Source organism: Methylocystis sp. Se48 (genome assembly GCF_056269425.1).
This window is the reverse complement of sequence record NZ_CM149850.1, coordinates 1,197,909-1,205,000: the sequence shown is the minus strand read 5'-3', so window position 1 is coordinate 1,205,000 and position 7,092 is coordinate 1,197,909. Positions and strand designations below refer to the sequence as shown.

The window sequence follows — 7,092 nt, the reverse complement described above, 5'->3', positions numbered from 1 at the left end:
ACTCATGCGCGCGGTCGACGTCGTCGCGGCCAAGCAGACCTTCCGCGCCGCGACAACGTCCAAGTCCGGCGAGAAGGAGGTCGTTCGCACCAGGGCCTTCACGCGCGTCGCCGCGACGCTGACCCTCGCGCCGACGAGTTTCGCCAACGAGGTGCCAAGCTTCAACCCGCTCAAACTGGTCACCGATGCGCGCGCGCCGGACAGCAGTAATGATTCGGACGTCGCGCTCGACGAGGCGGAAGTCTCCTTCGTGACGCGCGATTTGAGCGCCGCCGACATACGGGCGCAAAGCGCGCAGCTGTCGTTCGAGGAAGCCGAGGCGCAAGTCCTCGAACAGGTGAAGAGCACGATCGCCGCGGGTCCGAAGGCCGCCTTGCCCCTGCCCGGCCAAGCCCTGCTCTCGCGCACGAGCCGCGCCGCAGCGATCGATCCCACGGCGCTCGCCTATGCGACGCCGGGAACTTCCCTCACGGCGCCTTTTTCGTCGATCGAAGTGCGCATGGTCCCCGAAAACGTGACCATAGCGCCGCGCGACACGCCCCAGCCCACTCAGATGGAGGAAAAGCTCGTCGTCGTCCGCCACGGCGAAGGTCTCGAGGAGATTCTCTCCGCGAATGGCGTTCCCAAGGCCCGAATCGCAGCGGTCGCGGCCGCCTATCGCGGCAAGCGCGATCCGGTCCGCGAAGGTCAGCGCGTCAAGCTCCTCTTCGCGGACTTCGACGGCTCGGGCAAAAACATGCAGCTCGCGCGCATGTCCGTCTACAACGATGAAGAAGTCGAATCGATCGTCGCCGCGACCGACAAGGGAACATTCGTGCAGACGCCGACCGCCCCCGCGCCGACCGCGCGAAAGGCGCCCAAGCGCTACGCCCCGGCGATCGACGACTTCGCCGGCGAGGACGAGGACGACCCCGGCGCCATGCGTCTCTACGATTCGCTCTACGAGACGGCGCTCAAGCAGCAGATTCCGAAGCCTGTCATCAACGAACTCGTGCGCGTCTTCGCAAATGACGTCGATCTGCAGCGCGGCGTCGCCGCCGGCGATACGCTCGACGTCTTTTACGACGAGCCGGAAGACGGCTCCGGCCCCACGCGCGATTCGCTGCTCTTCGCGTCGCTGACGACGCGCAACGAGACCTACCGCTATTACCGCTTCCAGACGCCCGACGACGGACTCGTCGATTATTACGACGAGAACGGCCGCTCCAGCCGCAAATTCCTCGTGCGCAAGCCGATCTCGATCGGCGAGACGCGCTCGGGCTTCGGCATGCGCCGCCATCCGATCCTCGGCTATTACAAGATGCACACGGGCGTCGACTGGGCGGCGCCGATCGGCACGCCGATTCTCGCGGCTGGCAATGGCACGGTCATCAAGGCGCAATGGGACTCGGGTTACGGCCGCCGCGTCGAAATCCAGCACGCCAACGGTTACATCACGACGTACAACCACATGTCCGGCTTCGCGCGCGGCATTGCGGAAGGCGTGCGCGTCAAGCAAGGCCAGGTCGTCGGCTTCCTCGGCTCCACTGGCCTTTCGACGGGCCCGCACCTCCACTACGAGGTGATGGTCAACGGCCACTTCGTCGATCCAATGCGCGTGAAACTCGCGCGCACGCGCGAAATCGAAGGACGGATGCTGGTCGAGTTCAAGAAGGAGCGCGACCGCATCGATTCGCTCATGGCCAAGGCGCCCAACGGCGCGAAGATCGCAAGCCGCGGAACCCCGAATCCGACGACGAACCGTTAAGCCGCTCAGGCCGCATCCGGCCGCGCCGACGCGCGGGCGGCGCGCACCGCCCCGACGATCGCCTCGAGCGAGCCCATCGTCTCGCGCCTCAGCATGTCGCGCGGCAGTTCGATATCGAATTCCCGCTCGATCGCGAGCAGGATGCGCACCGCCGAATAGGGGGTAAGCCCCAGGGCGTAGAGATTGGCTTGCGGCGTCAGATCGGCGGCCGGAACGGCGAGCCGGACGTGTTGCTCGAGGATGCGGCGGATGGCGGTCAACATGGCTTCTCTCCCCTGCCCTGAAGAAAATCGGATCAAGCGGCCTCACGGCACGTCGTTTGTTCGTGGGCGGCGCGCTGCGCGGCCCGGACGGCCTTGGCGATCGATTCGATCGAGGCCATCGCGTCGCGCCTCAGCGTCTCGCGCGGGAACTCGACCTTGAACGCGCGCTCGACGGCGACCAGCAGGCGGATGGCGTCGAAAGACGTGAGGCCGAGATCGTAAAGATTTGCGCGCGGCGTAAGATTCGCGGCCGGAACGACGAGGCTGGCTTCGCAATCGATGAGGCGCTGAATGGTGGCGAACATTTCATTTCTCCCTGCCGCTTTTTGAAATCCCGATGATGGAAAGCTAGCGGGGGAAGCGGCGAAAGTTCGTGCGCGGGCGCACACGGAAGTCGGGGCCGCCCGTGGAATGGCGACGGGAGCGGTCAGAAGCCGAGACGCCGCCTGACGTCGCTTGCGCTCACGCCGCTTTCCCGCAGCGCTCGGAGCGTTTCCGAGCCTCTGCTCTTGGCGAGCTTCTCGCCGGCCTCGTCCAGCACGAGCGCGTGATGCCGGTAGCGCGGTTCGGGCAGGCCGAGGAGACGTTGCAGCAGGCGATGCAGGCTTGTGGCGTGAAAGAGGTCGCGCCCGCGCACGACGTCGGTGACGCCCTGAAGCGCATCGTCGACCACGACGGCGATGTGATAGCTTGCCGGCGTATCCTTGCGGGCGAGGACGACGTCGCCCCATTGCGCGGGCGCGGCGGGAATGATCGAAAAATCCTCAGCCTCGCCGGATATGGCGGGAAGCGGATCGCGCGAGACTCCTTCCCGCCAGCTCAGCCCCTCCCCGGCGAGCGCCGCCGCTTTCGCCATGTCGAGCCGCAGCGCGACGCCGCCTTGCGCCAGCGCGTCCCGCGCAGACCGGCGCGGCTTCGCGCGGCAGGTTCCGGGATAGAGCGGCGCGCCGTCCGGGTCGCGCGGCCAGCCGGGACGCGCCTGCGCAAAATGAGCAATATCCGAACGCTTGCAATCGCAAGCGAACAGCAGCCCCATCCCGTCGAGCCGCTCCAGCGCGCAGGCGTAATCCTGGAAATGCTCCGACTGCCGGCGCACGGGCTGTTCCCAATCGACCCCAAGCCAGGCGAGGTCATCGTAGATCGCCGCCTCGTATTCCGCCCGTGCGCGCCCCGTGTCGATATCCTCGATTCGCAGCAGAAAGCGCCCGCAGCAAGCGCGCGCCAGCGCGACATTCAGCAGCGCCGAATAGGCGTGGCCGAGGTGGAGAAAGCCATTGGGCGACGGCGCGAAGCGGAAGACGGGACGGCCGTCGCTCAACGGCGGCGGGCCTTTTCCGTGATCGCCAGCGCCGCTGCGAAAGCCTCGTCGCGGTCCAGTTCGCTCGTGTCGAGCGTCACCGCGTCCGCGGCCGCCTTCAGCGGCGCCGCGCTGCGTTCGCTGTCGCGCGCGTCGCGCTTTTTTACGTCCTCGAGAATGGCGGCGTAATCGACGGACTCGCCGCGCGTCGCGAGCTCCAGCGCGCGGCGCTGGGCGCGCGTCTCCGGCGTCGCGGTGACGAAGATTTTCACCGTCGCCTGCGGACAGATCACCGTTCCGATGTCGCGGCCGTCGAGCACGGCGCCCTCGGGACGCGCGGCGAAAGCGCGCTGCATGTCGATGAGCGCCGCGCGCACCGGGGCCATGGCGGCGACGACCGAAGCCGCCTCGCCCATTTCCCGCGCGCGCAGCCGCGTCTCGTCGAAATCGACAAGGGAAAGGCCGCGCGCGGCCTCGACCGCCGCCTCCGTGTCGTCGAGCGGCAGGCCCTCGTCGAGCAGCGCGCAGGCGGTCGCGCGATAGAGGAGCCCCGTGTCCAGATGCGGAAGCCCGTAATGCTCGGCGAGCTTGCGCGCGAGCGTGCCCTTTCCGGACGCCGCCGGACCGTCGATGGCGATGACGAAACTCACGAGAAACGCGCCCCCAGCCCTTCCATCAGCGTGCGGAACGTCGGGAAACTCGTCGCGATCATCGTCTCGTCGTCGACCGTGACCTTGTTTTGCGTGGCGAGTCCCATGACCAGGAAGCTCATGGCGATGCGATGGTCGAGATGCGTCTCCACCACGCCGCCGCCCCTCACCGCGCCGCCTCGCACAATGAGATCGTCGCCGACGATCTCGCAATCGACGCCATTGGCCGCAAGGCCCGCGGCGATCGCCGCGAGACGGTCCGATTCCTTCACGCGCAATTCGGAGAGCCCGCGCATGCGCGTCTCCCCCGTCGCGAAAGCGGCGGCGACGGCGAGGATCGGATATTCGTCGATCATGGACGGCGCGCGCTCGGCCGGCGCGTCGACGCCCTTCAGGGAAGAAAACCGCGCGCGCACGTCGGCGACTTCCTCGCCGCCCTCCTCACGCCGGTTATCGAGCGAAATGTCGGCGCCCATCTCCAGCAAGGTCGTCAGAAGACCGCTGCGCAGCGGATTGGTCATCACCCCTTCCACGACGATGTCCGAGCCTGGAACGATGAGCGCGGCGACGATCGGAAAGGCCGCCGAGGACGGATCGGCCGGCACGCGCACGGGGCGGGCGACGAGTTCGGGACGGCCCTGAAGCGTGATCTTGCGGCCATGCGGCCCATGCGGCTCGCTCACGACCCTGGCGCCGAAATGCGCCAACATCTTCTCGGTGTGGTCGCGAGAGGCCTCCGCCTCGATCACGACCGTGCGGCCGGGGGAGTTCAGGCCGCACAGCAGCACGGCGGATTTGATCTGCGCCGAGGCGACCGGGGTCTTGTATTCCACGGGCAGCGGCTCGGCGGAACCCTGCAAAACCAGCGGCAATCGGCCGCCTTCGGCCTGCTCCAGCACCTGCGCGCCCTGGAGCGCGAGCGGATCGATAATGCGCCGCATCGGGCGCTTGCGCAGCGAGGCGTCGCCGTCGAAGCGCGCAACGATCGGATGCCCCGCGACGACGCCCATCATCAGACGCGAGCCTGTGCCGGCGTTGCCGAAGTCGAGCGTTTCCGTGGGTTGCAGGAGCGACCCGAGCCCCGCGCCCCAGACGCTCCACGAGCCGGGCGCGCGCCGGACGACCTTCGCGCCGAGCTGGCGGGCCGCCTGCGCCGTGCGCAACACGTCCTCGCCCTCGAGCAAGCCCTCGATCTTCGTCTCGCCCACGGCCAGGAGCCCGAAGATCATTGCGCGATGGGAAACGGATTTGTCGCCCGGCGGCCGAACGCGGCCCGTGAGCGGACCCGAGGCGGAAGCGCTCAGCGGCGCGGCGGGGGCGGGGGTGGCGGCGGCGTCCAATGCGTGATCCTTGGCGAAAAGCGGCGGTCTGATCCGCCGACTTCTAACCGGGAGGAGACGCGATGTCATGCCCGCGACAGCGGGATCCGGAGCGGAAAGGATGGCGCGAGACGCCACCCCCCGGCGGGGCGTGACAGGATAAGCGCGAAAATGGAGCGGGCGAAGGGAATCGAACCCTCGACATACAGCTTGGGAAGCTGTCGTTCTACCACTGAACTACGCCCGCGCGAGGCCTTTTGTAGCGCTTGTGGCGGCGGGTTTCAACGGGAGGTGCGGCCTCCGGCGCCGGTTTCAGGCGGCTTCCCGCTCCGCCGCGTCGCCCGCCAGCGGCAGCACGACCCTCACCGTCAGGCCGTGCGGCGCGCGATCCAGCATTTTAACGGAGCCGCCGTGGCTTTCGACGAGCGAGCGCACGATGGAGAGCCCGAGGCCGAACCCCGCGCCGTCGCCGATCGTCCGGCCCGACTGCCCGCGCACGAAAGGTTCGAAGACCGCGGACTTGATGTCGTCCGGTATCCCCGGCCCGTCGTCCGAGACGTCGATCTGGGCGGCGCCGCCGGGGAGCTCGACGACCGAGATTTCCACGTTTTCGGCGTGATTGACGGCGTTCTCGACCAGGTTCGTGAAGACGCGCAGCATGTCGGACAGCGAGCCGCGCATCATGAGTTTCCCGTCGAAGGCGTAGGCGACCCTGTGGCCGAGGTCGTTGAATTCGTCCGCGACCGTCTGCGTCACGCTGCCGAGGTCGATCATGGTGTGATCGCTGCGCTTGTTCTCGGTGCGCAGATACTCGAGATTTTTGCGAAGCATCGAGTCCATCAGAGAAATGTCGTTCTGCATCTTTCGCCGCAATTCGTTGTCGGCGATGAATTCCGTTCGAAGCCTCAGACGCGTGATGATGGTCTTCAGATCGTGGCTGACGGACGCGAGAATATGCGTGCGCTCCGCCATCATGGCGAGAATGCGCTCCTTCATGCCCCTGATTGCGCGGCTCAAATCGCGGATTTCCCGCGGTCCGCAATCGACGAGCGGGGCCTTGAGCCCTTCCCGCGTCGGAAAGGACTCGGCCCGCCTCGCAAGTTCGTCCAGCGGCGCGATGATGTAGTTCGACAGGAAGACCATCACCGCGGCGGCGCTGATGAAAAAAAGAAATCCCGCCCGCGCCCAGCGCGTCAGGAAGAAGGGGACGTCGGGTTCCGGCTCCCGCAGCCAGCGCCACAACAGCCGCGAGGGCTTGCGATGCTGCGTCACGGAAATAACGGCGTACCCGCCCTTCTCGAGCGGCAGCGCCAGCGCGTCCTCCGAGTCGTGAAGCGGCGTCGTGGCGAAGGCTTTCGAGGGCCCGGTCAGATGAGCGTTGATTCGCCGGATTTCGGCGGCGAACACTGGTTCTCCGGCGTCGCGCGCCGGCGGCTTCGCCTCCTGGATGGCGACATTCGTATAGGGCGTCGCGAAACGCACCTTTTGAATGAGGGCGCTTCTTTCCCCGACGGGAACCGAGTCTAGCGCGATGAACACTCCGGTCAGGAAATCCGCCTCGGAGACGTAATGCCGGCGCCCCTCCCGCTCCATGACGTGCAGCATCAGCAGAATGACGATCTGATGAACGACGATCGACGCGAGAATCAGCAGCGTTATCTGGCCGAGGAGGTGATTGGGCCGAAGCCGGCGGACGAAATCGGACAGAACCATAGCGGCGTTCCTTTTGGCGGCCCGCCCGTTCTTGCGGACGCAGGAATGCAGATTTGTGACCCCTCGCCGCATGGCGATGGAGGACCGCGCGCGGCGTTTTCTT

The 7,092-nt window shown here is 67.0% G+C and carries 7 protein-coding genes and 1 tRNA gene (1 of these 8 cut by a window edge); 1 reads left to right on the top strand and 7 read right to left on the bottom strand.

Going from position 1 to position 7,092, the window contains the following annotated elements:
- Window positions 1–1,747, top strand: partial view of a M23 family metallopeptidase gene (locus ACV959_RS05895; protein ID WP_475739593.1) — the 3' portion only. 308 nt of this gene lie to the left of the window's left edge; the window shows 1,747 of its 2,055 coding nt (coding positions 309–2,055); its start codon lies beyond the left edge, outside the window; it ends in the stop codon at window positions 1,745–1,747.
- A 5-nt stretch (window positions 1,748–1,752) separates the two neighbouring features.
- Here ACV959_RS05895 and ACV959_RS05890 read toward each other — a convergent pair whose 3' ends face one another.
- The 7 genes from ACV959_RS05890 to ACV959_RS05860 form a co-directional block, all read right to left on the bottom strand.
- A complete protein-coding gene (locus ACV959_RS05890; RefSeq protein ID WP_475738985.1) occupies window positions 1,753–2,010 on the bottom strand; it encodes an acyl carrier protein in 258 nt (85 codons plus the stop codon).
- Window positions 2,011–2,042: 32 nt separating this feature from the next.
- The gene (locus ACV959_RS05885; protein WP_475738984.1) at window positions 2,043–2,315 is read right to left on the bottom strand and encodes a phosphopantetheine-binding protein; all 273 of its coding nucleotides are present in this window, start codon (window positions 2,313–2,315) and stop codon (window positions 2,043–2,045) included.
- Between the two features lie 122 nt (window positions 2,316–2,437).
- The gene (gene gluQRS, locus ACV959_RS05880; RefSeq protein WP_475738983.1) at window positions 2,438–3,328 is read right to left on the bottom strand and encodes a tRNA glutamyl-Q(34) synthetase GluQRS; all 891 of its coding nucleotides are present in this window, start codon (window positions 3,326–3,328) and stop codon (window positions 2,438–2,440) included.
- Entirely contained in the window at window positions 3,325–3,957 is a 633-nt protein-coding gene (gene cmk / locus ACV959_RS05875; RefSeq protein WP_475738982.1) for a (d)CMP kinase, read from the bottom strand. Before cmk ends, gluQRS begins: the two co-directional genes overlap by 4 nt.
- On the bottom strand, window positions 3,954–5,297 hold the full coding sequence (aroA, locus tag ACV959_RS05870) for a 3-phosphoshikimate 1-carboxyvinyltransferase (RefSeq protein WP_475738981.1): 1,344 nt from the start codon (window positions 5,295–5,297) through the stop codon (window positions 3,954–3,956). Before aroA ends, cmk begins: the two co-directional genes overlap by 4 nt.
- Before the next feature lie 151 nt (window positions 5,298–5,448).
- A tRNA-Gly gene (locus ACV959_RS05865) sits at window positions 5,449–5,523 on the bottom strand.
- A gap of 65 nt (window positions 5,524–5,588) precedes the next feature.
- Window positions 5,589–6,989: a sensor histidine kinase gene (locus tag ACV959_RS05860; protein ID WP_475738980.1), complete on the bottom strand. Its 1,401-nt coding sequence runs from the start codon at window positions 6,987–6,989 to the stop codon at window positions 5,589–5,591.
- Between the last annotated feature and the right edge of the window lie 103 nt (window positions 6,990–7,092).

Bases quoted from the DNA above. Each gene is read 5' to 3' on its own strand.
- ACV959_RS05890 (WP_475738985.1), bottom strand. From the start codon at position 2,010: ATGTTGACCGCCATCCGCCGCATCCTCGAGCAACACGTCCGGCTCGCC.
- ACV959_RS05885 (WP_475738984.1), bottom strand. From the start codon at position 2,315: ATGTTCGCCACCATTCAGCGCCTCATCGATTGCGAAGCCAGCCTCGTC.
- ACV959_RS05860 (WP_475738980.1), bottom strand. From the start codon at position 6,989: ATGGTTCTGTCCGATTTCGTCCGCCGGCTTCGGCCCAATCACCTCCTC.